Source organism: Sphingobacterium cavernae (genome assembly GCF_008520265.1).
Classification (GTDB): domain Bacteria; phylum Bacteroidota; class Bacteroidia; order Sphingobacteriales; family Sphingobacteriaceae; genus Sphingobacterium; species Sphingobacterium cavernae.
Window position 1 is genome coordinate 244535 of the sequence record NZ_VIQM01000025.1, and the last position, 26988, is coordinate 271522.

Here is a 26988-nt window from a genome sequence, read left to right on the forward strand (position 1 = left end):
TTAATCGTGCCTTTAAATAAAATACTTATATACATGCTACTCAGAGTGTAACCAAGCTTTCTTAGCTAATAATTCTTCTTCTGATTCTACCACATCCTCATCCTCTACACAACAATCTACAGGACATACAGCTGCACATTGTGGCTCATCATGGAAACCAACACACTCTGTACATTTGTCAGAAACAATATAGTAAACCTCGTCAGATACAGCATCTTGAGATGCAGAAGCATCAATCGTAACACCGTCACCGAAGTCAATCACACCATCCAAAGACGTTCCATCTGAAAATTTCCAAGGAACACCAGCATCATATATCGCATTATTTGGACATTCAGGCTCACAAGCCCCACAATTAATGCATTCGTCAGTAATTTTTATCGCCATTTATAACCTCACAATTATAATAAATAAACTAATTTTGTAACGTCAAAAGTAAAAATCGAATTTGAACTTTCATAATAAAAGTATACAAATCTAGTAGGCTTTCTACTTATTTGACAAAACAAAGATAAAGCAAAAAATTATCAGAATTATTCTAAATAACATATTTTGACAAAGAACGATAGAATTAAGGCATTTGAAAAGTTGGGAGAATGGATGCTCCAATTGGATCAAGACACTATTTGGCGCATCGAAAGCATTCAGAATCGTAACCCTTGGTATACAAAAGAAAACGTATTAAAACAGTTTCAAGCATTGGGACAAAATCTTAATACGGATAAACTAGAGGCTTGGACTGCTCCTTATAACGTAACAAATACTTCAAAAGTTGTAGGATTAATATTAGCAGGAAATATTCCGTTGGTTGGCTTTCACGATGTACTTTCTACATTAATTCTAGGTTTTACAGCACAAATCAAACTTTCTTCGGATGATGCAGGCTTAAGTACACTTGTTTTGAATAAGCTTATGGAAATCGAACCTCGCTTCCAAAATCAAATTCAGATCGTTGAACGTTTAGCGAATTTTGATTTGGTTATTGCGACTGGCTCTAATAATACCGCGCGTTATTTTGAATACTATTTTGGTAAAAAACCTCATATTATTCGCAAAAACAGAAACTCCATTGCGGTATTAACTGGCGAAGAAAATAGTGAACAATTATCCAAGTTAGGCGATGATATATTCGATTATTTCGGATTAGGTTGTCGTTCGGTTTCCAAAATATTTATCCCGAAAGAATACCCTATAGCTACATTCTTCGAAGCAATCGAACAATATAGCCCTATACGAGATCATTACAAATACAACAACAATTACGACTACAATAAATCAATCTATTTGGTAAATGGAGACAAGCATTACGATAATGGATTTTTGTTATTGAAGAAAGATGAAAACATAGCTTCACCTTTGGCGGTAATTTTTTATCAAGAATATGAAAGCCTTTCTGAGGTAGAGGATTACATCAATTCACGTCAAGAAAATATTCAATGCGTGACTTCCATCGCTTCATTAAATATTGAAACTCCCCTATTTTCATTAGGTGGCAGCCAGTGTCCAGCGCTAGATGAGTATGCGGATGGTGTCAATACATTAGAATTTTTGGCAGATAATCAATAAAAGTTAAATATTAGCGTTTGAGTGATACGCAATTGGTAAAAAATTCTAACTTTGTTATCTATGTATGTAATAAAAGTAAAAGGTGTAGCTAAAATCCCTGATTATGTGCAATTGCGTGATGATGCATTTACTTTATTGGCATATTTCAGAGTTGATAGACCTGACAAATCTTTAGTTAAAATTGGTCTGGAAGACAAAGCTGAAGAAATCATGAAAATTGTTCAAGAGTTACCTTTTGGTCAAATTAAAAAAATTGAACTTTAATATAAATGGCAAGCAATACAGTTATACGTCTTAAAAACGTAGATATATACCAACAAAAACATTTAGTCCTTTCGAATGTCAATTTAGAAATTGGAAATGGTGAATTCCTTTACTTAATCGGTCAATCGGGATCGGGTAAAAGTTCATTATTGAAAATCATCTATGGCGAACTTCATATCGCCGATGGCGAAGGATTGGTGGCAGGTTTTGATTTGAAAAAATTAAAAGAAAATGACGTTCCTTTCTTACGTCGTAAGTTAGGAATCGTATTCCAAGATTTTCACTTATTGAATGACCGTAGCATCGAGAAGAATTTAGAATTTGCTTTGAAAGCAACGGGTTGGACAGACAAAAAATTGATCCAAAACAAGATGATTGATGTTTTGGAAAAAGTAGGTTTACGTTCTAAATTGCATAAGATGCCACACGAACTTTCGGGTGGTGAACAGCAGCGTATCGTAATCGCCAGAGCCTTGTTGAATGACCCTGAGATTATTCTTGCGGATGAGCCTACAGGAAACTTAGACCCATCTACTTCCGAAGAAATTGTATTGTTGTTACGTGACATTGCTGCATCGGGCACTGCTGTATTGATGGCGACACACGATTACCAAATCATTCGCAACATGCCATCCCGTATAATAAAAACGGCAGATGGCGCCCTGCACGACAACGTAAGTATATAAATAAACTGACAAAACTAATGTAATCCGACATTTTGGAAGTGTTGACACAGCAAACACTGACAAGGTGTCGGATATTTTTATAATGGCAAAATTATTGGTAAAAGTATTTGAGCTATTCAAATATCTAAAAAATAGTGTGATGATGAACGAAAAAGAGAACATTCAAGACGAGAATTTAGAACAAAACGAAAACAATCAAGAGCAAGAGACGCAGGAAGAAGTTGCTGAATTATCACAAGAAGAGATTCTAACGAATCAATTAGCAGAGACAAATGACAGATTTGCGCGTTTGTTTGCTGAATTTGATAATTATAAAAAGCGTACTTCTAAAGAGCGCGTAGAATTGATTTCAACAGCAGGTGAAAAAGTGATTTCAAAATTATTAACTGTTTTAGATGATTTTGATAGAGCACTGAATGCGATGTCTACAGCGCAAGATGTGGAATCTGTAAAACAAGGTGTTGAATTAGTTAACAGTAAGTTCAGAAAAATCTTGGAAAACGAAGGTTTGAAAGAAATGAATGTAGTTGGTGAAACGTTCGATGCAGATTTTCAAGAAGCAATAACGGCTATTCCTTCCCCATCGGAAGACATGAAAAATAAAGTTATTGATGTGGTGGAAAAAGGTTATACGTTAAATGATAAAGTAATCCGTTTCGCGAAAGTGGTAATCGGACAATAATATAAAATTCGATGTCAAAGAGAGATTATTATGACGTACTTGGTGTCTCACGCCAAGCTGACGCTGCAGAAATAAAATCGGCATACCGTAAGTTAGCCATTAAGTATCACCCGGACAAAAATCCGGATAATGCGGAAGCAGAGGAAAAATTTAAAGAGGCGGCTGAAGCTTACGAAGTATTAAGTAATGCGGATAAAAAAGCGCGTTATGATCAATTCGGTCATGCGGGTAATTCTGCTGGATTTGGAGGTGCTGGTGGTGGCATGAATATGGATGACATATTCAGCCAATTTGGTGATATTTTTGGTGGTGGTAATCCATTCGAAAGTTTCTTTGGCGGAGGTGGTGGCGGATCACGTGGTGGTCGTCGTGTGCAAAAAGGCACGAATCTTCGTATTAAAGTCAAATTGACTTTAGAAGAAATTGCCAAAGGCGTCGAGAAAAAAGTTAAAGTAAATAAGCAAATCGTTTGTAAAACTTGTGATGGCTCTGGTGCAAAAGACAAATCTTCATTCCACACGTGTAAAACATGTGGCGGTGCAGGATCTGTAAGACGCGTAACCAATACAATCTTAGGTCAAATGCAAACAACAAGCACTTGTCCTACTTGTAACGGTGAAGGTGTTGAAATCACAGGAAAATGTACAACTTGTCATGGTGATGGTTTAGAAAGAGGCGAAGAAACAATTTCTATCAACATTCCTGCTGGTGTGAGCGAAGGCATGCAATTGTCGATGAGTGGTAAAGGTAATGCAGCTCCTCGTGGTGGTATTGCGGGTGACTTGATTATATTAGTTGAAGAAGTGCCTCACGAATCACTAAAACGTGATGGTGTTAACGTGATTTATGATCTATACATCAATTTCGCTGATGCAGCATTAGGTACAAGTGTTGAAGTTCCGACTATCGATGGTAAGGCTAAAATTAAAATCGATCCAGGAACACAGGGTGGTAAAATATTACGTCTAAAAGGAAAAGGTATTCCAGAAGTCAATTCTTACCACAAAGGTGATCAATTGATTTATGTGAATATTTGGACACCAAAAGCGGTATCTTCAGAAGAACGTGAGATCTTAGAAAAACTTAAAGGTTCTTCTAATTTCAAACCACAGCCAGGTAAGAGTGAAAAATCATTCTTCGAAAGAATAAAAGAATACTTCGAGTAAGAATTATATACATGATTCAATCAAAAATCCCTCATAAGCTTGATGCTTTTGAGGGATTTTTATTTTAAAAAAGCTCAAAAAATCTTCTGATAATTCATTCTTAAATCAAATAGTGTTATTTCCCTACATGCAAATGAGACATTAATTTTACATTAAAGCATTGACTTATTAGATGTTAATATTATATTTTTATAAAAACCTATCTTATGAGACATTCACGTAAAGATTTTCTGTACTCTTTGAGTATGTTAGCAGCTGGTGCAGCGATGACGAGCCCTTTAATTGGATTTTCACAATCTAAAAAACTTAAAGTCGCATTGGTCGGAACTGGAATCCGAGGAATTACATTTTGGGGCAAAAGATTAATTGAGCAATACAAGGATAAATTAGAATTTGTCAGTTTGTCCGATTCGAATCCTGGCCGATTAAAGTATGCTAAATCGTATATGGGTGTAAGTTGCAATACGTATACTGATTTTGACAAAATGTTACTTGATCAGAAGCCAGACTTAGTAATTGTGTGTACAAAAGATTCCAATCACGATGAATTCATTGTCAAAGGGTTAGATTTTGGTTGCGATGTGCTTACCGAAAAACCATTGACTACTGATGAAAAAAAATGCCAAAGAATAATTGATGCGGAAAAAAGGTCCAATAAAAAATTGATCGTAGGCTTCAACTACAGATGGGGACCTTATATGACAAAAATAAAGGAACTCATTCAAAATGGCGCTATTGGCGATATCACATCCGTTGATTTTAATTGGTATCTCAATGTACATCATGGGGCATCCTATTTCCGAAGATGGCACGGATTGATGAATGAAGGAGGCTCATTGTGGGTGCACAAAGCAACACATCACTTCGACTTATTGAACTGGTGGCTGGATTCTGATCCTGAAGAAGTTTTTGCGTATGGTTCATTAGAACATTATGGAAAAAACGGACCTTTTAGAGGTACAAACTGTCGATCCTGTGCACACAAAACTTCATGTAAATATTATTGGGATATTACGAAGTCCAATCAAGATATGAGATTGTACGTGGATAATGAAAAACATGACGGTTATTTCAGAGACGGATGTGTATACAGAAATGAGATTGATATTTATGATAAAATGTCTGCTCAGATAAAATATGCGAACAATGCTGTAGTGAATTATTCATTGACTACCTATTCTCCTTATGAAGGTTGGAAAATTGCATTTAATGGTCATAAAGGGCGTATTGAAGCATGGTTGGATATTCCTTTTCTAAAAAATGAGCAAGTCAATCAGCAAGATTTGCACGCAAAAGAAATGAACCAAAATTTAGCCGATGATCAAACGTCTGATCCTGTTATATTGTATAAAAATTGGGAAGATTACAGTGTCATAAATGTTATTGCAGAACGAGGAGGCCACGGAGGTGGCGACAAACGCATGCATGACTACTTATTCAAAACACCTAATACTGCAGACCCTTATCGTCATACCGCAGGATTAAAAGACGGTGTAATGTCCATATTAGTAGGAATCGCCGCACGTAAAAGTATTGAGCAAAATAAACCAATTAAAATTGGTGACCTTACTAGCATTAAACCATCAAAAGGTTAGATGAACAGAAACAAAAATTACAAATACCTCAAAATAATTTTGGGGTATTTTCTTTAATACTCCCATTCACTCTATATTTTACATTCTTACCCATTTTTTATTAAAAAAGGCTATTCTTAATATTTATTTTTTCATTTCTTGCTGCTCAATAACCAATTGAAAAACATAAACTTATTTCTATGAAAAAATCATATTATTTATTTGGTTTGCTTGTACTTTTTACCACTTGTTTGGTGTCAGCATGTGGTTCTAATACGAGTACAACTGAGCCCGTAGTCAAAACGACACATGGAATCGTAAAAGGAACTTATCAAGACACAGTTTTTGCATTTAAGGGAATTCCTTATGCCAAAGCAGAACGTTTTCAAACACCTCAAGATCCAGAGAAATGGAATGACACATTAGCATGTGAAAATTTTGGACCCGTGGCTAAACAAATTGTTGCCTGGATTCCAGATTCTACAATGGATGAAAAGAATTTATTCAGTGTAAATGTGTGGACGCAAGGTCTTAAAGACAAGAAAAAAAGACCTGTAATGGTATGGTTGCACGGTGGCGGATTTTTCGTCGGAAGTAGTAATGACCCAATGACCTATGGTGAGGCAATGGCAAAAAAAGGCGATATCGTATTTGTATCAGTAAACCACCGTCTTAATATTTTAGGATTTTTAGACTTATCTGCTGCTGACAACAAATACGCACATTCTGCAAATGCGGGCATGTTAGATATTGTAAAAGCATTGGAATGGGTAAAAAATAACATTGCTGAATTCGGTGGAAATCCAGATGATGTCACTATTGTAGGTGAATCAGGTGGTGGCGGTAAAGTGGGCACATTAATGTGTATGCCTTCAGCAAAAGGCTTATTTCACAAAGCAATTATCCAAAGTGGTACGATCGTGAATACGATGAATAAAGAAAAATCACAAGCGCTTGGCAAAGCTGTTTTAGAAAAACTAGGAATCAGAAACAATGAGCTTAACAAACTGGATACTGTCGACTATTTTAGACTTGTTAAAGCAGGTAATGAAGCAATACAACAATTAAATGGTGGACCACGCATACCTGGGTCATCCATGATGTTTGGCTTTGCTCCTTCAGCAGATGGTGATGTGTTATTACAACAACCGTTTAGTCCTGGATTTGCAGATATTTCAAAAGATATACCTGTATTGATTGGTTCTACATTGAATGAAATGATGCCTGTAGCATATGCTGAAAAGAATTTGACATTAGAGGAAGCGAAAAAACGTCTTGAAAAAACATACGGTGAAAAAACAGATGAATTTGTCGAATTTTATAAAGCTGCTTATCCGGACTTCACTCCACAAGATTTATTATCTGTTGATGTAGTATTTAGACCTTACACCATTCGTACAGCGGATGCAAGATCCAAAGAAACTACTGCTCCTGTGTACGCATACTTCTTAGCATGGAAAAGTGGCGTTGAAGATTCGACTAAAGGTTCTTTCCACGGTCTTGATATTCCATTAGCATTTTATAATGTAGATTTAAGACCAGACTGGACTGGCAATACAGATGAAGCTTGGAAACTATCGGATAAAATGAGTTCAGCTTGGATCAATTTCGCAAAACATGGGAATCCAAATGTAGATGGTGTATTACCTAAATGGGATCCATATACAGCAGAAAATGGCGTTACTATGTATTTTGATACCGAATCTAGAATAGTAAACAATCACGATAAAGCATTAATGCAGTTTATGAAACCACTTAATTAACCTTTATATTTTGCAACTAATTAGGAGAACTGATTTTCCTAATTAGTTGTTTATAATCGCCAACGGATCTTCCAATCTAAATTCTAATATTTTTTTATGGTCGGCTCGTTCAATTTCAATTCGTACTGACTTGTCCTGTCCAGCTTGCAATTTTTGTTTAATATCCTGCAATTTCATTTTACCGACCTTACGACCGTTTATGCGAAGTAACTTGTCTCCAACTCTTACGCCTGCTCGTTCGGCAGGAGAATTAGGACGAACCTGATCAATCACATAATTCGCATGCAATTCAATCAAATAATTAACTTCAGTGCTGAAATTAATGGTTGTACCGCCTTGCTCTGTACCTCTCGAAAAATTTGTTATTCGATGTTTTACAAACTCAAAACCTTCATGTACAACTTCTAATCCACTCATATCAATTGTATAGGGCTTTCGAAAATTTCTATTTGTACGTAGGTAAATTCTGTTATTGGGATAGTCAAATATGACGTAGAATCTACTCAATATCTGATTACCCACAGAACCAACTCTATTCTTAGCTAATTTATTGGAATCATAACTTAAGCTATCCGGGTAAGAAACAATTGGAAGACTCACCTTATAATCGCCTAGCGTCATTGCATCAATCCTATTCTTCAAACCAAAGACAGCGCCATTAAATCCAAAGCCTAGGTAATCGCGTATAAAGGGCTTATGAATAGTGTAATCATGCATTTCGCGCTCAAAAAGCATCATGGGATCCGAATTCCCTAGATCTAGCAATAGCTTTTGTTGTTCATAGGATTGATTGCCTGCTTTGAGTGCGACATATGTGTATGCACGGTCATTTTCAATAGAAATCGGATAAGATTTATATTTTGAAAGTTTTACATCCAAATCATTCACATCCCTTGAAAAACTAATTTTCTTTTTGATGAAATCTAACGCTAATACGCTATTTCTAAAAAATGAGCTCCCCAATATACCGTGAATATGAACACCGATATTTTTAGAAAGATTAAAAGCGGTGTCCGTAATGACATACAGATGATGACTTGTGTCTACAATATTTCCTACCTCCAATACATTGTGTCGAGACATCAATCCTTTTATGGGTTGACCTACTCCAAATCCTTGAAAATAAAAAGCTGAAGTATTTTTGAGTCGCAAAGAGTCAACCTCTCCAAATAAAAGAGTTTCCTTAACCCCATTATCCAAAATAAATGACAATGTTTCAGTATTCAGTTTGACAGAAACAATGATCATATTATTAATTAATTCAAATGGAATTGTTTCCTTTTTCTTCTCATCGGGCAAATGCCAGAGTTGGGCATAGTTCGACTGCATATACACTATATAGAAAAGAAATATAAGCAGCGGTCTCATAAATTTACACTCATTTAAACAATTGAATATAAAAAAAATTGACCACAGTATCTAGCAAAAAAGAAAGAGCCTACCGCAGGGCTGCGATAGACTCTCCTATTAACCAATTATAAACTTAAATTATGAGACTACAAAAATACATAATTTAGTTTACTATGCAAATTTATTATGCGTTTTTTTGCGTTTTTATTGATTATCTATCCACTTCACCCAAAACAATATCAATGGATCCTAATATGGCTATTAAATCTGCTATTAAAACACCTTTTCCCAATTCGGGTAGAACAGATAAATTATTAAAACTTGGTCCACGCGCCTTCACACGCCTTGGAATGTCTGTTTTGTCTTGTGTCTCGAAATAGAAACCCAACTCTCCTTTCGGATTTTCTGCACGTACATAATACGATTGGGATTTCAAATTGACTTTTTTAGGAACCAACGCACGCGGATCAAAATTCGGCAAACGCGCAAAGTCCGACATTAGTCGATCAATACATTGTTCAATTATTTTAAGCGATTCACGCACTTCGTCAACACGAACCTTATAGCGATCCCAACAGTCGCCGAGCGTTCCCATGCTTCCTTTTCCTACCGGAATATCAAATTCCAATTCAGGATACACAGAATAGCCATCTACCCTCCTCAAATCCCACTTGATACCACTTGCGCGCAACATTGGCCCCGAACAACCAAAATTGATCGCTACATCAGCAGGCAAAACGCCAATATTTGCCGTACGTTGAATAAAAATTTCATTGTTTGTAAGCAACTCGTCCAATTCATCCAACTTCGGTTTGAAATATTTCACAAAATCCTTGCAACGCTCTTCAAAACCAACAGGTAAATCATAAAACAAACCACCAACCCAAATATAGTTGTATAGCATACGTGACCCTGAAGCCCATTCCAACATGTTCATTATGTGTTCGCGATCGCGAAAACACCATAAGAAAGGAGTAAAAGCACCAATATCTATACCGTAAGTTCCAATTGCAATTAAATGCGAAGCTATACGATTCAATTCACAAACCAAGACACGAATGTATTCTACACGCTTAGGCAATTTATCTTCGATTCCAAGCATTCGCTCTACACCCATCACAAAACTGTGGCTGTTATTCATCGATGCCAAATAATCCAAACGATCGGTGAAAGGAATAGATTTACCATAATTCATAGACTCGGCATGCTTGTCAAAACAACGATGCAGATATCCCAAATGTGGCACAATATCTTTGACTATTTCACCATCTGTGATCAGCTCCAGTCGTAGAACACCGTGAGTAGAGGGATGCTGAGGTCCCATATTTATCACCATTTCGGTCGAACCGACACTAGCAATTTTATCTATGTATCTTTGATAGGCTTGGTTATATTTTTCCAGCATATTATTGTCCTTTTATTGGAATTCCGTGATAATATTCAGCATCTTCATAATCTTTACGCAATGGAAAACCTTCCCAATCATCGGGTAATAGAATGCGTCGTAAATCAGGGTGATCCGTAAAATAAATTCCCATTAAATCAAATGCTTCGCGTTCATGCCAATCAGCTGTACGCCATACAGCACTCACGGAAGGAACCTCAGGCAAATTATCTGCGTCACGGTTAGCTACAGGTAATTCTACACGCAGGGTCAACTGGGTTTGGTACGGTAATGAAGCCAAATGATACACCACTGCGAAACGATTTTCGGGAAAATAGTCCACAGCTGTAATATTAGCCAAGAAATCAAAATAGTAAGTTGATGAGTCTCGTAAATAAAGACATACTTCCACCAATACCGATGCATCCACCACAATAGTATGCTGCTTCGTACCTTCTACGAATTGGATTTTAGTTGCATCAAATCTTTGTTGTAAATCTTTAACTAAATTTTCTATCATGGTGCTAATCTATTTTTTACCCAAGTATCTCCTTCTTTACTATATACGATTCGGTCATGCAAACGTGAGCTTCTGCCTTGCCAAAATTCAAAACGTACTGGTTTGACCAAATAACCACCCCAAAATTTAGGTCTTGGAATTTCATCCAACTCCTTAAAATGCTGTTCTAGTTCTTCCACACGATTTTCCAGTATAGATCGATCAGCAATAACTTGTGATTGCGGTGAAGACCAAGCGCCAATTTGACTACCTTTTGGTCGTGAAGCAAAGTATTCGTCAGAATCTTCATCTGTTAAAAAAATAACCTCTCCCTCAATCCGCACCTGACGCTGCAATTCTCCCCAAAAAAACAACAGGCTTACTTTCGCATTTTGCTCAATATCTTGACCTTTTTGACTACGATAATTCGTAAAAAAACTTAGACCATCAGCTTTAAGATCTTTAAGCAAAACAACACGCGTAGATGGATAGCCCAACTTGTTAATCGTCCCCAATACCATGGCATTCGGTTCTAAAACAGCAGAAGCCAAAGCTTGATCAAACCACAGTTGAAACTGGCCAAATGGATTTTCTAAAGTATCCTTTTCTGTCAATACACCTTTAGAATAATCTTCCCGAATTGCTGCTATATCTTTATGTTCTATCGCCATGAATCCTTCGTTAACTTTAGCACAAACTTACTAAAAGCGTTATAAATATCTACCTACAAAGTCGATTAAATATCTGTTTTTTTTATCTTTGGCTTATCATTTTTTTTGTAGTTTTAGTAAAACAAAGACAGGAAGCCACTATGTTTAATGAGCACACCCCAAAACAAGGCAGTTTATTGTTATCCGAACCATTTATGTTGGACCCGAACTTTGAACGTTCAGTAGTATTACTCTGTGAACACAATGAAGATGGCACTGTTGGAATGGTTCTTAATCACCGTTCGCAGCTTTTATTATCAGATGTAATGGATGTTGAGGTAGTCGATTTCCCACTTTACATTGGCGGTCCAGTTCAAAATAATGCTATATTCTTTTTACATCGCGCTTTCGATAAGATTACAGATGGAATGCATATTTTCCAAGATGTTTATTGGGGTGGCGATTTTGATTTAGCTATTACACTCATCAATGAAGGTCTACTATCTACTGATGAAATCAAGTTTTTTCTAGGTTATTCAGGCTGGGCAGAAGGACAATTAAACGATGAAATCAACCTAAATTCTTGGGCAGTGCACAACAAATTCAGCACCGAACTCACCTTCATAACTGATGGTGAAGATATTTGGAAGCAAGCTTTGATAAGTTTAGGTCCTAAATATGCGCATGTTGCAAATTTCCCAAAGAGCCCAAATTTAAATTAATGTTAGTATTTTTCACCTAAATCTAATCATAATTAGGCTCCGGATTATACCCAGACGATGCTGATGCTGTTTCCCATGCTGTATTTCAAATACATCTTATATTTTTAAAATCCGTAGACAATACGTTAACTAATGGTGGCAACAAATTTACTTCAGAAATAGGTGATGCTGTTCCATATGCGTAACTGCCTGCTGGATATGTGATATCTAATAATGGCCAAATTCCAATTATAGTTACGGATTCTCTTATTCTACCTAAATATCCCCAGGCACCTAAACCCGCCAAACCCAATAATCCTATACCGTCTTCATAGCTCCAAAAAGCAGCATTTCTTCCATAAGTAGTTCCAAGATTTAAATTTAATACTGTGATACCAGATATATTTAAGAGATCAGCTACAACATGAAATCCATTGAGTGGAAATTGCAAAATATTTGAAGGAGCATCATAGAATGAGTTATTACCCGTTGAAGTTGGAGTTATCGTATATTTAATATAATTACCACTATTAACATTGGGGCCAAACACAGGACTGGTATTCGACGTCGATAATGATAAAAGTTCATTTAATACTCCAATTACAGTATTGGATAAAATACCATAAGTACCTACTACTCCATCAAAATTAGCCTTCATACGTGTCTTCCATCTTCCTGCAGGATACACTAGAGCACAAGCACCTTTTGCCTTAGTACGTTCAGTTAATGTTAATGGAATATAACCTTTAAAAGAAAAATAACTGCGTGGATCATTTGTCTGAATATTTTGAGGATAGAACCTGTAACGATGAAAGCCTGTTTCCGTATGCCTATACAAATTGGTTCTAGCCCAGGTCGTCCCTAAATAAGCTAGTCCTGATTCCAATGGATCAATTTTGAGTATCCCACTACTTCCAATTGCCATAGCAACATTAGAATAAGAGAATGTCAAATCTCCTGAACCCGTAAAATTGCGATTTGCAATTGAATTACCTGAAGTTAAGCCAATATCTACATTGATAGTGAGAGAATTTACTATGAGATTTAATATAGACTGATTAGGAACCGTCGAAACAGAATGTAGATAAAACCTTTTTCTATATGTTTCAGGATTATAAACATTATGAATCTCATTTAAATCTAGCGTATTATCTGAAACAGAAAAATTTGTCAAAGATGAAGCAACAACCTCTTCATCTTTTAAATTAAAATTTCCAGTCTTTAACAATCCAGCTGGAAATACAACCTGTAAGGCAGTAATTGAATTTGCCATTGCGCCCCTTGCATCTACATCTATAGCAATACGTGCTGTCTTCTTTTGAACAGTAAATTTATACTTGTATTTCCATACTGACTTATGGTTAGTTCACTACTAGCATATAGAAAATCCTTATTAACACCCATCGCAACTTCCAAAGTTTTCACGGGTACACTAATATTATCAATCGTATTATAGGAATAAGCATACCATTTATAAGTTTTTCCATATACAACACCTACAATATCATTAAGAGATACTAATGTGTTAGAAGTCAAATTTAACGTGCGCCAATGCTTCTCTGTAGCACCATTTTTCTCGAAAATCTCAACTCTATACTTTACCCTAGATTCCATAGTTGTTGAAGCCATTTTCTTTCCTACTGAAAGAGTTGAATTACCTTCCTTATAATAATTCAAAGTTTCAAAATCCTTATATATGACATGTTGTATAGGATTTTGAATAATAGCATTATCTCTTTTTTTCATTGTAGTTGCAGAAGGATCACCATCTGTGATACCAGAAACCGCAAACTGGATTATAGCATTCGTCTGAGTTATTTTCTCATGAACATTTGATTTGGAACAAGAGGTAAGTCCCAAAACACACAAAAAAAGAAAAATAATTTTAAGGGTCAAAAGATTTTTCATACGATCTACAATTGGTTAAGATTAAAACTCTAAATACTTCTGACTTGATGAACCTGCGTTCCAATTTTCTATTTCAGGGCTATATTCCTGCCCAAGTTCTCCAATTGTGATAGTAGCCGAAGCATTACATATAGAATCTTCAACATAACAAGCCATAAGTGATATCATTGGTTGATGATATTCGGACTTTATTAAAGTTTGCTGAACCATAGATGTCAACTTATTAAACAAAAAATTAAGGTAGATGAAACTTTACGGCAATAATTTTTTAGGCAAAATTAATATAACTAGCAGCAGATAATATAGGCGATGTATATTGTACTATATTAAATTTAATAAAATATTTTTACTTAGAATTCAGTTTATGAAATATTTTTTCAAAGATTAACCAAAATAAATATAAACTACTGAAAGTCAGTTAATATTTTTTATAATCAACGAGAAAAAAACGGATAAACTTTATTATTATTTTCAAAATACAAAAGATTTTTACCGTGAACAAAATTGCTATTTGGTGAGAAAATCAGCGAGATAAATCCATAAATATGAATTACATAAACCAACTAAACTAGTTTAACACTTATAAAACAATAAAAGCTTCAAGAAAACTTGAAGCTTTATGGGTAAGTAATGGGGCTCGAACCCACGACCCCTAGAACCACAATCTAGTGCTCTAACCAACTGAGCTATACCTACCAAATTTTGATGTCGCAAAGATAGTAAAAAATGGTTTCATTGCAAATATGGATTCAAATATTTATTACCAAGAAATCATCTTTGTAGTAAACACATATAAAATGAATGACTCAATTTTCAACGAGATTGACAAGATAGTATAAAATTATATAGTTAAATCTCCCTTAAGAAAATATCAACGCTAATACTAATAAAAAAAGCCTCTCATTACTGAGAAGCCTTTAGAAGCGGGTAAGTAATGGGGCTCGAACCCACGACCCCTAGAACCACAATCTAGTGCTCTAACCAACTGAGCTATACCTACCGTGTTTGTCCTACAAAAGTAGTATAAAACCCTATTCTATGCAAATATTTCTATACAAAAAATCCTCATTATGCAATAACATAATGAGGATTAAGCCGTTATTTTTACGAGCTGATTAAATCATATCTACACTACGCTTAACAAACGAAGTTAAATCCGCTCCAGTAAGCAATCCACGGGACAATAAAGCCAAATCGAAAGCTTGTTTTGCAAATTTCTCAGCTTCTTCTTCTGAGCTTTCAACGATGCGTTTTACTAATGGATGGTTGCCATTCACTGTTACTTTATAGTTGTCTGGTAAATTGCCATAGAAGCCCATACCGCCACCTGTTTTAGCCATATCTTTCATACGACGCATAAACTCATCCAAAGTCACTGACACAGGCAATTCGTCTGCTGCTAAAGCTTCTACCTGTACATTCATATCCGTACGGCTGATTGCTTTTGTAAATAGTTCAGAAGCTTTTTTGCTTTCTTCTTCAGATAGTGTTAACTCAATTTTTTCATCTTTTTGGATCAATTTATCGATAACATCAGAATCTACACGCTTCAATTGAACTTTCTCGCCACCTTTTTGCTCTAAGTACGCTGCAAAGTGTGTATCTAGAGGCCCATCCAATACCAATACATCATACCCTTTAGCTTTCGCATTGGCGATAAAACCATCTTGTTGCGCGGCATCCGAAGTGTATAGATAAACTATATTCCCGTCTTTGTCCGCATTGATATCTTTTACCTTTTCGTAGTATTCTTTGATTGTATAATTTTCACCTTCGGTATTTTTCACCAAGCAGAATTCATTCGCTTTCTCCGCAAATTTCTCCTCGCTCAACATACCGTATTTGATGAATAAACCGATGTCGTTCCATTTTTCTTCAAAACCTTTACGATCTGTTTTGAAGATTTCTTGCAATTTGTCAGCTACTTTCTTCGTAATATAATTACTGATTTTCTTTACATTGCCATCCGCTTGCAAGAATGAACGCGATACGTTCAACGGAATATCTGGTGAATCAATCACACCGTGCAGCAACATCAAATATTCAGGAACGATATCCTTCACCTCATCCGTGATAAATACCTGACGTGAGTACAATTTGATTTTATTGCGTTGGATTTCTAATTCATTCTTTATTTTAGGGAAATATAAGATACCTGTTAAGTTGAACGGATAATCTACATTCAAGTGAATCCAGAATAAAGGCTCGTCAAATGTATTTGGATACAATTCACGGTAGAAAGCCAAATAATCTTCGTCTTTTAATTCCGAAGGCGCTTTTGTCCATGCCGGATTGGTATTATTGATAATATTATCAACTTCTACTGATTTGTATTTTGGTTTACCTTCTTCGTCTTCACCATCTGGTTCAGAAGATGTTTTTGTTCCGAAACGAACTTGTACAGGTAAGAATTTAGCGTATTTATCTAAGATTTCTTGTAATCTGAATTTGCTTAAGAACTCTTTTGAATCTTCGTTGATGTGCAAGATTACATCTGTACCTCGCTTAGTACGTGTTCCTGCTGAGATTTCGTATGATGTACTACCATCACACACCCAATGCGCAGCTTCAGCCCCATCTTGGTACGATAAAGAGTCAATCTCTACTTTGTCCGCCACCATAAATGCCGAGTAGAAACCTAAACCAAAGCGACCAATAATTTCATTTGCATCATTAGCCTCTTTGAATTTCTCCATAAATTCAGTAGCGCCTGAGAATGCAATTTGGTTGATGTATTTTTTGATCTCATCAGCAGTCATACCAATACCATTATCCGAAATGGTAATAGTCTTCGCCGTTTCGTCAAAGTTCACATCTACAACCAAATCGCCTACTTCGCCATTGAATTGACCTAATGAAGAAAGACGTTTGATTTTTTGTGAAGCATCTACCGCGTTAGAAACTAACTCCCGTAAGAAAATCTCATTATCTGAATAAAGGAATTTTTTGATAACCGGAAAAATATTCTCGGTGTGAATCGAAATAGTGCCTTTTTCTGTGCTCATATATTTTTAATTTATCAGTTTAAAATTTACACAGAAGATTTATCAATGCACGTTCCAAAAGAATTCTTTAAGACATTTTGACAGAAAAAATGTCAGAATAAAATTAGTTGCTTATTAAATCTAATAAAATTGCTATTTCCTTTAAATCTCTAACGTATCTACCTCCTAGTATCCTAGGAATCCATTTATAATTTGATGAATATTTTTGTAATACTCGAATAGCTTCTTTAGCTGTACCACAACCTGGATCTTCTAAAACTTTAATATCTGAAAAACTACCATCCTTTTCTACTATAAAAGAACAGATTATCTGTCCCTTAAGGCTTCTTTTATTCATTTCCTTTGATATCTTAAATTCTTTAAGCATGTAATTTTTAAAATTTTCAAGTCCCTCCTTCGGCTGTGGAGGAAATTCCATACTCATCTTTGTAATCGTATCAATTTTAATCCTTTGTCCAAAAGCATTAAAGAACAGGAATAACATAACACCCAATAAAAGAAAACTTTTCATTCTTAAATTTAAATATTTTTTTGAAAACAAAATAAAGTCTACTATATTTGTAGAGTATTCAGAATTGCAGCGTGCAATACCAACCGAGTGCAGTCACCGCGGTGGTAAGATAATACGGGTTTTCGTGCCAAAATAAACGTTTTTCACAACGCTTATTTACCCTTAGAGTTTCTGGATACAATTTATGGTTTAACCCTTTAAATTTTAAATTGTATGTCAAACACAACAGTCCACTTGTATCAACACTTAATCGAAAAATTTAGTAATTATTCGATTGAAGAACTTATTCAGCTTAATAATGAAACCGTAAAAGGTCAAGGTTGGGGTTCAGCAAAAGCAACATTTAGAACAGCTATTATCACCGCCTTTTCGCGCAAAGGAATTGATTTATCACAAATTATATCCAAAGACGATGGTTTCACAACCGTGAAATCTGTCCCTGTACGCTTGGAAGATAATACACTTGTTCCATTAGCTTATTAAATATTTCTACATTAATAATTTTAAAATCTTTTGCCAGAAGATTATGCAAAAAGAGACGCAATTCGTCTCTTTTTTGTTGACAATAGAGAATTTTTAATTGAGAAATAAAAATTACGACATTACTTCTGAAATGCTATTTCAAATTCCTCAATACTCAACACTCATTGCTCAATACTTTTTTTAATTTTACTTTTTAATTTTATTTTTTAATTCCCATGCGATAAAGCGTACAACGCAAAAGTTCCTAACCAATGCGAACCCATATAATCATCTTGTGCAGAAAGATTCGGCAATGAAAAATTAATATGCTCATTTGCTATTTTTCTTAAATGAGCAAGTTCCCCGACTTTTTGACTAATACCAAATAGACATGCTGCCCTACTATAATTTAATCCATCCAAATGAACCAATTTTCCGTCCGAACGATCTTTTACGATTGCCGGCTTGAGCTCAAAATCTTTAGCAAACAATGATGGCATAAATTTTTTCAACCAATTTCTGTAAATATCTCCTTCCAACACTTTTGACATAAAATAGGCTTCTTCAAGACATGGCGAAAGAAAATCATACCCACTTGGTTCATAAGCTAAATCACAACTCACATCTTTTTTGAATAAACGTTTTCCATGTTCTAGGATTACATTTTCAAATTCACGATCTCCTACCGAACGTGCATAATCCAAAGATAAAGACAATCCAAAAGCTGAATTGTCATGTTGTCCTGCGCGAATCGGATAAACTAGTTTTGGTAAATATTCTTTATAACGTTGGACTAATAAATCTACAAGTGGCTGTAAGTTAGACTTCCATCGTTGGGCATCAGCATCATTCCATTTCGACAGACTCTCTTGTAATTTGAATAACCATGCCCAACCATAAGTACGTTCAAAATTTTTATTATTTGAATCGTTAAAAAAAGCCATTTCAATCGCAACATTTTCAGGATTAATATGCGCATTAAGCACTTTTCTAACTTTACCATCAGCATCTAACGCAGGATATTTTTGCATCAACTCAACTATCGACCAATACCCATGAACCGACGAATGCCAATCAAAACAACCGTAAAATATTGGGCGCAATTTCTTCGGAGATTTTAAATCAGTATCAGAACCTAATACTTGTCCTAATTTATTGGGATATTCTACCTCTAGACAATGTATAGGCAACTCAAAAATTCCTTTTGCCTGCTCTTGTGTCAGCGTTAAAACACTCGTCGAATCTGAATTATATACTGATGTTGCAGGATTTTGACTACAACTGAAAAAAGATAATGAGACGGTAATGGCAAAAGCGGAAACAACTTGAATTTTCATTTGTTAGATTTATGTGTTAATGACAATAATAAAAGTATAAACAATTTTATAAACTAAAAACATGAATATTACGGATTTGATTACTGGAGGAATAGGATCAAAAGCTATTAACCTTGTTGCTAAAACGCTAAACATTGACGAAAGTAAGGCAAAATGGGTTGTAGCAGCAGCAGTGCCATTAATGATTGCAGCATTGAATTACAATTCTAAAAAAAGCAAAGAAAAAGAACAGGGCATAAATCAAGCTCTTGAAAAACACAACGGCGGCATTTTAGATCAGATTGGAAACTTATTTGGAAATGGCCCTTCTGAGGATGACAATAAAATTGTGAACCACATGTTTGGAAAAAACACAGAAGTAGTTAAAGACAATTTAGCTACCAAAACAGGGCTTTCTACAGATAAAATAGGTGGAGCCTTAGCAATTCTCGCTCCTATCGTAATGGGCTATTTGGGTAAGCAAAAACAACAAGAATCTTCGGGTGGCGGAATTGGTGATTTGTTAGGTAATGTATTAGGTGGAGGCCAATCCAGCTCTTCTGGTGGTGGTGGAATTTTAGGATCCATTATTGGAAGTGTATTGGGAGGCAGCAGCAATAAAGATCAATCAACCTCTTCGGGAGATCTAGGTGGTTTAGCGGATTTGGCGGGAGAATTTTTCAACCAAGGAAATGATAACAGTAAAAAAGGTTCTATTTTGGATTCCTTAGCCGGAATGTTTGGAAAGTAATTATTAAATATTAATTGAAAGTCAATTCTTAATATAGAATTGACTTTTTCATGGTATCTAATTCAAGAATTACTAAGTGTACTTTTTACAATAAGTAAACCTTTGTGACACAATTATTTCAGATTAATTCCCTACCTTTGTAGCGTCTAAAATAGTTTATATGTCAATTAACAAAGGGTTAATAGCTCTAGCATTTGGTGGCTTGGCCATCGGAATGACAGAGTTTACCATGATGGGTATTCTACCGGATATTGCAAAAGATGTCAATATCGATATCCCCACAGCAAGTAATTTAATAGGTTTATATGCATTGGGTGTAGTTGTAGGCGCCCCTACACTTGTGGCAGCTACCTCAAAATATCCTGCTAAAAATGTTTTGCTTTTTTTAATGCTTTTGTTCTTCATTTTCAATGCAATATTCACCTTTGCACCAAATCAGTGGAGCTTGTTTGTATCACGATTTGTCTCTGGATTACCTCATGGAGCTTTTTTTGGAATTGGTTCAGTTGTAGCTGCTAAATTAGCAAAACCAGGAAAAGAAGCACAAGCCATATCCATAATGTTCACAGGAATGACTTTAGCTAATCTCGCGGGCGTACCCTTAGGTACTTATATTGGTCATTATTACGACTGGCGAATCACCTATGGGGTGATTAGTCTGCTTGGTCTTCTTACATTCTTAACGATTTATTTATGGATGCCAAATTTTCCAGCAGATAAAACCAGTAACATCAAGAAACAAATCAACTACTTCAAACGCTGGGATGCTTGGCTTATTATTGCTATTATTTCAATTGGAACGGGTGGTTTATTTGCTTGGATAAGTTATATTGCAAAATTAGTGACTACTGTTTCTGGCCTTGCCGAAGGTAATGTTTCAATTATTATGATATTGATAGGCGCTGGGATGTGCGTCGGAAATCTTTTAGGTGGTAAGGTAGCTGACACACTTTCACCTAGTAAAGCAGCTATTGCATGTTTCTTAGCAATGGCTACATGCTTACTTGTTCTATTCTTCATTGCACATATCACGATTCTTGCTTATCCAATGGCATTTATTACAGGTATGATTGCGTTTAGTATTGCGCCATCCTTACAAATGATGCTTATTAATAATGCAAAAGGCGCTGAAACTTTTGCTGCATCGGCAGGACAAGCAGCATTTAATATTGGAAATTCTATTGGTGCGTATTTAGGTGCAATTCCAATTATTTATGGTTTTACATATAATTATCCATCTTTAGTTGGTGTTGTCATGGCTAGTATCGGCGCAATTCTAACGTATGTATTTTTGGTGAAAGTAGAGTTGAAAAACTCAACTCCCAAATTGAAAACTTCCGAAATTCTGCAGGAAGCTTAAAAAATTCAAAATTAATAAAAAAGCCCGATGAAAAATTTCCATCGGGCTTTTTTGTGTATATAGAAAAGTTTTATAAACCTTGATTTCTACGTATAATATTTAATGCGCCACCAGCTTTAAACCACTCGATTTGCTGTGCATTGTACGTATGGTTAGCTAAGATTTCATCCTTCGTACCATTCTCATGATTAAGCACAAGTGTCAATGGTGTATTGGGAGTGAAAGATGTTAATCCTACAATATCGATAGAATCATTTTCTAAGATTTTGTCGTAATCATCTTTGTTTACAAACGTAAGCGCCAACATACCTTGTTTCTTCAAGTTTGTCTCATGGATACGTGCAAATGATTTCACCAAAACAGCACGGACGCCTAAGTGACGTGGCTCCATTGCAGCATGCTCACGTGAAGAACCTTCACCATAGTTTTCATCACCAACAATGATTGAACCTATGCCAGCAGCTTTGTACGCACGTTGTGTAGCAGGCACTGCACCGTATTCACCTGTTAATTGATTTTTAACATTATCTGTTTTATCATTGAAAAAGTTAACAGCACCGATTAATAAGTTGTTGGAAATATTATCCAAATGACCGCGGTACTTTAACCAAGGACCTGCCATTGAAATATGATCTGTAGTAGTTTTTCCTTTGGTCTTGATTAATAATTTCAAACCAGTCAAGTCTGTACCTTCCCAAGCTGCAAATGGCTCTAGCAATTGCAAGCGATCAGAAGTTGGTGATACATCTACCGAAATCGAAGAACCATCTTCCGCTGGAGCTTGATAGCCTGCGTCCTCTACATCAAATCCTTTTGCAGGCAATTCATCGCCTGTAGGTGGATCCAATTTCACTTGTTCACCATTTAAGTTTGTCAATGTATCTGTAACAGGATTGAAACCTAAATCTCCTGATATAGCAATAGCAGCAACCATTTCTGGAGAAGTAACAAATGCATACGTGTTTGGGTTACCATCGGCGCGCTTCGCAAAGTTACGATTGAAAGAGTGTACAATTGTGTTTTTCTCTTGCTTCTCTGCTCCTGCACGATCCCACATACCAATACATGGACCACATGCATTCGTAAAGATAGTTGCATTCAAATCTTCGAAAGTCTTCAACAAACCATCACGATCTGCAGTATAACGCACCTGTTCTGAACCGGGATTGATACCAAATTCAGCCTTTGTCACCAAGCCTTTATCTATAGCTTGTTTAGCGATGGAAGCAGCACGTGCCAAATCCTCGTAAGAAGAGTTAGTACACGAACCAATCAAGCCCCATTCTACTCTCGTAGGCCACCCATTTCGAGATGCCTCTTCACGCATACGCGAAACCGGCGTATATAAATCTGGTGTAAAAGGCCCATTCAATGATGGTTCTAACTCCGAAAGATTGATTTCTATTATTTGATCAAAATATTGCTCTGGATTTGCATAAACTTCAACGTCAGCTGTTAGATGGTGTTTGATTGAATTTGCCGCGTCAGCAACTTCAGCACGCCCTGTAGCACGTAAATAACGTTCCATAGATTCATCGTAACCGAAAGTTGAAGTTGTTGCGCCAATCTCTGCGCCCATATTACAAATTGTACCTTTACCAGTACAAGATAATGATTCCGCACCATCACCAAAATATTCTACAATAGCGCCAGTACCACCTTTAACAGTCAATATACCTGCAACTTTTAAGATAACATCTTTGGGTGCAGCCCAACCTGATAATCTACCCGTCAACTTTACACCGATAAGCTTCGGAAATTTAAGTTCCCAAGGTAATCCAGCCATCACATCACACGCATCAGCACCACCGACACCAATAGCCACCATGCCAAGTCCACCGGCATTTACAGTATGAGAATCCGTACCAATCATTAAACCACCCGGAAAAGCGTAATTTTCTAATACGACTTGGTGAATAATACCCGCACCAGGTTTCCAAAAACCAATACCGTATTTGTTTGAAACAGAACTTAAAAAGTTGAATACTTCCGAACTTTCGTTCTTTGCACGTGACAAATCTTTCTCCGCACCTTCTTTTGCTTGTATCAAGTGATCACAATGCACGGTAGAAGGTACTGCTACTTTTGCACGACCGGCTTGCATGAATTGCAACAATGCCATCTGAGCAGTTGCATCTTGCATAGCAACACGGTCTGGCGCAAAATCCACATAAGATTTTCCACGCTCGTAAGCTTCTATCGCATTACCATCCCAAAGGTGAGCGTACAAAATTTTCTCTGAAAGTGTCAACGGTTTATTCACAACTTGACGTGCAGCATTAATGCGCTCATCATATTGGGAATAAACTTTCTTGATCATGTCTATATCAAAAGCCATATCTGTATTATTATAATTTAATTCTAAAATTGACACTACAATTTACTATTTATTTCTAAAAAATAGGTTGTGTGAATGTCATATACCTAATTTAAAATAATTCTAAGTATCAAGATTAATTAATATTTACCATAATTAGTACTAATCACTCCTTGATAAACAACAATCAAATTAAACTTTAGTTATAAAAAATGAGGCTATTCTAAAATTAGAATAGCCTCATTACTATATTATATAAAGATCAAATACTTACTTCGTAGAGATCGGTTGGAATTTAGTCAAATTAATACCTTCAACTGCTGATTTGTATTCTTCAATACTTGGAACACGACCTAAGATAGCTGACAATACAACTACTGGCGTAGATGCTAATAAAGATTCACCTTTTTTACCATCTCTATCTTCTACTACACGACCTTGGAAAAGACGTGTTGAAGTAGCCATTACTGTATCACCTTTTGCTGCTTTTTCTTGGTTACCCATACACAAGTTACATCCAGGACGCTCTAAGTAAAGAATATTCTCGTATTCTGTACGTGCTGCTGATTTTGGCATTGCATCGTTAAATTCGAATCCTGAGTATTTTTGTAAAAATTCCCAATCACCTTCAGCTTTCAATTCGTCAATGATATTATAAGTCGGAGCAGCAACTACTAATGGAGCATTGAATGATACATAACCTTTTTGTGCTTCTACATTTTTCAACATTTGCGAAACGATTTTTAAATCGTCTTTGTGCACCATACAAGAACCTACGAAACCTAAATCAACTTTCTTGTCGCCACCGTAGAACGATAAGTCACGAATAGTATCGTGTGTATAACGTTTAGAAACGTCGGCGTTATTTACATCTGGATCCGCAATCATTGGCTCGTCGATGATATCCAAATCAATTACAACTTCAGCATAATATTTTGCATTAGAATCCGGTTGTAATGCTGGTTTTTCACCTGAACGAATTTCAGCAATACGTTTGTTTGCCTTATCAATTAAACCTTGTAAAACTTGATTATGGTTATCCATACCCTTATCAATCATGATTTGGATACGTGATTTAGCGATTTCTAATGATTCGATTAATGTTTCATCTTGAGAAATACAGATAGACGCTTTCGCTTTCATCTCTGCAGTCCAGTCAGTGAATGTAAAGGCTTGATCCGCTAACAATGTACCGATGTGCACCTCGATGATACGACCTTGGAATACGTTTTCGCCATCGAATTGCTGCAACATTTGTAATTGTGTAGCATGTACCACATCACGGAAATCCATGTGCTCTTTCATTTGACCTTTGAAAGTAACTTTCACAGATTCAGGAATTGGCATAGACGCTTCACCTGTCGCTAAAGCTAAGGCTACAGTACCAGAGTCAGCACCAAAAGCAACACCTTTAGACATACGTGTATGCGAGTCACCACCGATGATGATAGCCCATTCGTCAACTGTAATGTCATTCAATACTTTGTGAATAACGTCCGTCATCGCATGGTAGTCACCTTTAGGGTCACGTGCTGTGATTACTCCAAATTCATTCATGAATTTCATCAATTTAGGAATATTCGCTTGCGCTTTTTTATCCCATACTGATGCAGTATGACAACCAGATTGGTAAGCACCATCTACACTTGGAGAAATAACAGTCGCTGCCATAGACTCTAACTCCTGTGCTGTCATCAAACCTGTAGTGTCTTGCGAACCTACAATATTTACTTTCACACGAACATCAGAACCAGCGTGCAATGTTTTACCTAGAGCAACACCTACTGCATTTTTGTTGAAGATTTTCTCAACAGCAGTCAAGCCTTGACCTTCTACTGAAACCTCTTTTGCTGGAGCAAATACCTGAGGTGCTTCGATACCTAAAGTTTGTGCTGCAAATGTTTGTATCTTTTTACCAAATACGATAGCGTAAGAACCACCAGCTTTGATAAATTCTAATTTTTGTGGTGTGAAAGATTTAGAAATATCCTTCAGTTCAACTCCACCGTTGTATAATTTTTTAGTTTTAGTATTAATAGTTAATACAGTACCTGTCTCAACCGAATAAGCTTGTTCTAAAACTACATCACCGTTCTCATCACGAACTACGTTACCATTCTCATCCGTTTTCTTAACCCAGTTTTGCAAATCGATACCGATACCACCAGTTACGTCAACTGTCGTCAAGAAAATTGGTGAAATGCCATTTGTACCTGCTACAATAGGAGCAATATTCACGAATGGAATGTATGGAGAAGCTTGTTTACCTGTCCAAAGTGCAACGTTATTCACTCCTGACATACGTGAAGAACCAACACCCATTGTACCTTTTTCTGCGATCAACATTACGCTAGCATCAGGGTATTGTGCTTGTAAAGCTTTAATTTCCTCTTGAGCTTCTGGCGTAATCATACATTTACCGTGCAATTCACGATCCGAACGCGAGTGCGCTTGATTTCCTGGAGACAATAAATCCGTAGAAATATCACCTTCTGCAGCTATATATGTTACAACTTTAATTTCTTCCGGAACTTCAGGTAATTTTGTAAAGAATTCAGCTTTTGCATAACTCTCTAAAATATCCTTTGCAATTGCATTTCCTGCATCGTAAGCTTCTTTTAAACGTGCTGTATCTGCATCATACAAGAAAACTTGTGTTTTCAAAACTTCAGCAGCTTGCTTTGCAATAGTTTCATTAGTACCCAATGCGATATCCAACAAAACTTTAATTGAAGGACCACCTTTCATATGAGACAATAACTCAAATGCGAAAGTTGGCGTAATCTCCGCAACTACTTCTTGGCCTAAAATAATTTCTTTTAAGAATTGAGCTTTCACAGCTGCCGCAGGTGTAGTACCAGGCAATGTGTTGTAAATAAATAAACGCAAAGATTCAACTCTGTGTTCATTATTAACATCTTTAATTTGCGCAATTACTTCGCTCAAAAGCTCAGCTCCATCAATCGGCTTTGGATTTAATCCTTGTCCTTCGCGTTCTACAACCTCTTGTACGTATTCGTTGTAAATACTCATATATAATTTTCTTAATTAAAGGTAGGTTCGGTTATCCGTC

At 36.1% G+C, this 26988-nt stretch carries 24 protein-coding genes, 2 tRNA genes and 1 riboswitch; of the genes, 11 read left to right on the forward strand and 15 right to left on the reverse strand.

All coding sequences use genetic code 11. The annotated features are described in order from the left end of the window. Positions 1-36 precede the first annotated feature (36 nt). On the reverse strand, positions 37-387 hold the full coding sequence (locus FLS47_RS04960) for a 4Fe-4S dicluster domain-containing protein (protein ID WP_149913279.1): 351 nt from the start codon (positions 385-387) through the stop codon (positions 37-39). Positions 388-552: 165 nt separating this feature from the next. Here FLS47_RS04960 and FLS47_RS04965 point away from each other — a divergent pair, with 165 nt between their 5' ends. The 7 genes from FLS47_RS04965 to FLS47_RS04995 all read left to right on the forward strand — a co-directional run bounded on the left by FLS47_RS04965 (position 553) and on the right by FLS47_RS04995 (position 7701). Continuing rightward, positions 553-1566 carry an acyl-CoA reductase gene (locus tag FLS47_RS04965; protein WP_149913280.1) on the forward strand — a complete coding sequence of 338 codons (1014 nt, stop codon included), beginning with the start codon at positions 553-555 and terminating at the stop codon, positions 1564-1566. A 60-nt stretch (positions 1567-1626) separates the two neighbouring features. Beyond that, on the forward strand, positions 1627-1830 hold the full coding sequence (locus tag FLS47_RS04970; RefSeq protein ID WP_149913281.1) for a fructose-6-phosphate aldolase: 204 nt from the start codon (positions 1627-1629) through the stop codon (positions 1828-1830). A gap of 5 nt (positions 1831-1835) precedes the next feature. Next, positions 1836-2516, forward strand: coding sequence for a cell division ATP-binding protein FtsE (locus FLS47_RS04975; protein ID WP_149913282.1), 681 nt, complete (start codon positions 1836-1838; stop codon positions 2514-2516). An 82-nt stretch (positions 2517-2598) separates the two neighbouring features. Then, positions 2599-3198 carry a nucleotide exchange factor GrpE gene (locus FLS47_RS04980; RefSeq protein WP_223225132.1) on the forward strand — a complete coding sequence of 200 codons (600 nt, stop codon included), beginning with the start codon at positions 2599-2601 and terminating at the stop codon, positions 3196-3198. Between the two features lie 11 nt (positions 3199-3209). After that, positions 3210-4364, forward strand: coding sequence for a molecular chaperone DnaJ (gene dnaJ / locus FLS47_RS04985; RefSeq protein ID WP_149913283.1), 1155 nt, complete (start codon positions 3210-3212; stop codon positions 4362-4364). Positions 4365-4570: 206 nt separating this feature from the next. After that, positions 4571-5959, forward strand: a complete 1389-nt coding sequence (locus FLS47_RS04990) for a Gfo/Idh/MocA family protein (RefSeq protein ID WP_149913284.1) — start codon at positions 4571-4573, stop codon at positions 5957-5959. A gap of 179 nt (positions 5960-6138) precedes the next feature. Then, a complete protein-coding gene (locus FLS47_RS04995) occupies positions 6139-7701 on the forward strand; it encodes a carboxylesterase/lipase family protein (RefSeq protein WP_149913285.1) in 1563 nt (520 codons plus the stop codon). A gap of 42 nt (positions 7702-7743) precedes the next feature. Here the strand turns inward: FLS47_RS04995 and FLS47_RS05000 are convergent, their stop codons facing one another. The 4 genes from FLS47_RS05000 to pdxH all read right to left on the reverse strand — a co-directional run bounded on the left by FLS47_RS05000 (position 7744) and on the right by pdxH (position 11605). After that, positions 7744-9030 (reverse strand): PDZ domain-containing protein, encoded by a 1287-nt coding sequence (locus tag FLS47_RS05000; protein ID WP_188347356.1) that lies wholly within the window; start codon positions 9028-9030, stop codon positions 7744-7746. A 232-nt stretch (positions 9031-9262) separates the two neighbouring features. After that, complete coding sequence (locus FLS47_RS05005) at positions 9263-10456, reverse strand: NADH-quinone oxidoreductase subunit D (protein ID WP_149913287.1); 1194 nt, start codon at positions 10454-10456, stop codon at positions 9263-9265. A gap of 1 nt (position 10457) precedes the next feature. Next, positions 10458-10955 carry an NADH-quinone oxidoreductase subunit C gene (locus tag FLS47_RS05010; protein WP_149913288.1) on the reverse strand — a complete coding sequence of 166 codons (498 nt, stop codon included), beginning with the start codon at positions 10953-10955 and terminating at the stop codon, positions 10458-10460. After that, the gene (gene pdxH, locus FLS47_RS05015; protein WP_149913289.1) at positions 10952-11605 is read right to left on the reverse strand and encodes a pyridoxamine 5'-phosphate oxidase; all 654 of its coding nucleotides are present in this window, start codon (positions 11603-11605) and stop codon (positions 10952-10954) included. The genes FLS47_RS05010 and pdxH overlap by 4 nt, the downstream gene beginning before the upstream one ends. 140 nt (positions 11606-11745) lie before the next feature. Between pdxH and FLS47_RS05020 the strand changes: the two genes are divergently transcribed. Next, positions 11746-12306 (forward strand): YqgE/AlgH family protein, encoded by a 561-nt coding sequence (locus tag FLS47_RS05020; RefSeq protein ID WP_149913290.1) that lies wholly within the window; start codon positions 11746-11748, stop codon positions 12304-12306. Between the two features lie 85 nt (positions 12307-12391). Here FLS47_RS05020 and FLS47_RS05025 read toward each other — a convergent pair whose 3' ends face one another. The 7 genes from FLS47_RS05025 to FLS47_RS05050 form a co-directional block, all read right to left on the reverse strand. Beyond that, entirely contained in the window at positions 12392-13558 is a 1167-nt protein-coding gene (locus FLS47_RS05025) for a hypothetical protein (protein ID WP_149913291.1), read from the reverse strand. A 20-nt stretch (positions 13559-13578) separates the two neighbouring features. Beyond that, positions 13579-14193 (reverse strand): hypothetical protein, encoded by a 615-nt coding sequence (locus tag FLS47_RS05030; RefSeq protein WP_149913292.1) that lies wholly within the window; start codon positions 14191-14193, stop codon positions 13579-13581. Between the two features lie 21 nt (positions 14194-14214). After that, positions 14215-14349 (reverse strand): hypothetical protein, encoded by a 135-nt coding sequence (locus FLS47_RS18750; RefSeq protein ID WP_262713853.1) that lies wholly within the window; start codon positions 14347-14349, stop codon positions 14215-14217. A 466-nt stretch (positions 14350-14815) separates the two neighbouring features. Then, positions 14816-14889, reverse strand: a tRNA-His gene (locus FLS47_RS05035). Between the two features lie 230 nt (positions 14890-15119). Then, a tRNA-His gene (locus FLS47_RS05040) sits at positions 15120-15193 on the reverse strand. Positions 15194-15308: 115 nt separating this feature from the next. After that, a complete protein-coding gene (htpG, locus tag FLS47_RS05045) occupies positions 15309-17198 on the reverse strand; it encodes a molecular chaperone HtpG (protein WP_149913293.1) in 1890 nt (629 codons plus the stop codon). 103 nt (positions 17199-17301) lie between these two features. Then, the gene (locus FLS47_RS05050; protein WP_149913294.1) at positions 17302-17709 is read right to left on the reverse strand and encodes an energy transducer TonB; all 408 of its coding nucleotides are present in this window, start codon (positions 17707-17709) and stop codon (positions 17302-17304) included. A 49-nt stretch (positions 17710-17758) separates the two neighbouring features. After that, a riboswitch (SAM-I-IV-variant riboswitch) is annotated at positions 17759-17854 on the forward strand. Between the two features lie 68 nt (positions 17855-17922). Between FLS47_RS05050 and FLS47_RS05055 the strand changes: the two genes are divergently transcribed. After that, positions 17923-18192 carry a 5-oxoprolinase gene (locus FLS47_RS05055; RefSeq protein WP_149913295.1) on the forward strand — a complete coding sequence of 90 codons (270 nt, stop codon included), beginning with the start codon at positions 17923-17925 and terminating at the stop codon, positions 18190-18192. A 206-nt stretch (positions 18193-18398) separates the two neighbouring features. On the opposite strand, the gene FLS47_RS05060 is transcribed toward FLS47_RS05055, so the two are convergent. Continuing rightward, entirely contained in the window at positions 18399-19508 is a 1110-nt protein-coding gene (locus FLS47_RS05060) for a DUF2891 domain-containing protein (RefSeq protein ID WP_149913296.1), read from the reverse strand. A gap of 61 nt (positions 19509-19569) precedes the next feature. Between FLS47_RS05060 and FLS47_RS05065 the strand changes: the two genes are divergently transcribed. Further along, positions 19570-20238: a DUF937 domain-containing protein gene (locus FLS47_RS05065; protein ID WP_149913297.1), complete on the forward strand. Its 669-nt coding sequence runs from the start codon at positions 19570-19572 to the stop codon at positions 20236-20238. 160 nt (positions 20239-20398) lie between these two features. After that, the gene (locus FLS47_RS05070) at positions 20399-21598 is read left to right on the forward strand and encodes an MFS transporter (RefSeq protein WP_317131677.1); all 1200 of its coding nucleotides are present in this window, start codon (positions 20399-20401) and stop codon (positions 21596-21598) included. A gap of 70 nt (positions 21599-21668) precedes the next feature. On the opposite strand, the gene FLS47_RS05075 is transcribed toward FLS47_RS05070, so the two are convergent. Both FLS47_RS05075 and FLS47_RS05080 read right to left on the reverse strand, forming a co-directional pair. Next, positions 21669-23936, reverse strand: coding sequence for an aconitate hydratase (locus FLS47_RS05075; RefSeq protein WP_149913298.1), 2268 nt, complete (start codon positions 23934-23936; stop codon positions 21669-21671). Between the two features lie 249 nt (positions 23937-24185). Then, on the reverse strand, positions 24186-26948 hold the full coding sequence (locus tag FLS47_RS05080) for a bifunctional aconitate hydratase 2/2-methylisocitrate dehydratase (protein WP_149913299.1): 2763 nt from the start codon (positions 26946-26948) through the stop codon (positions 24186-24188). Positions 26949-26988: the final 40 nt, after the last annotated feature.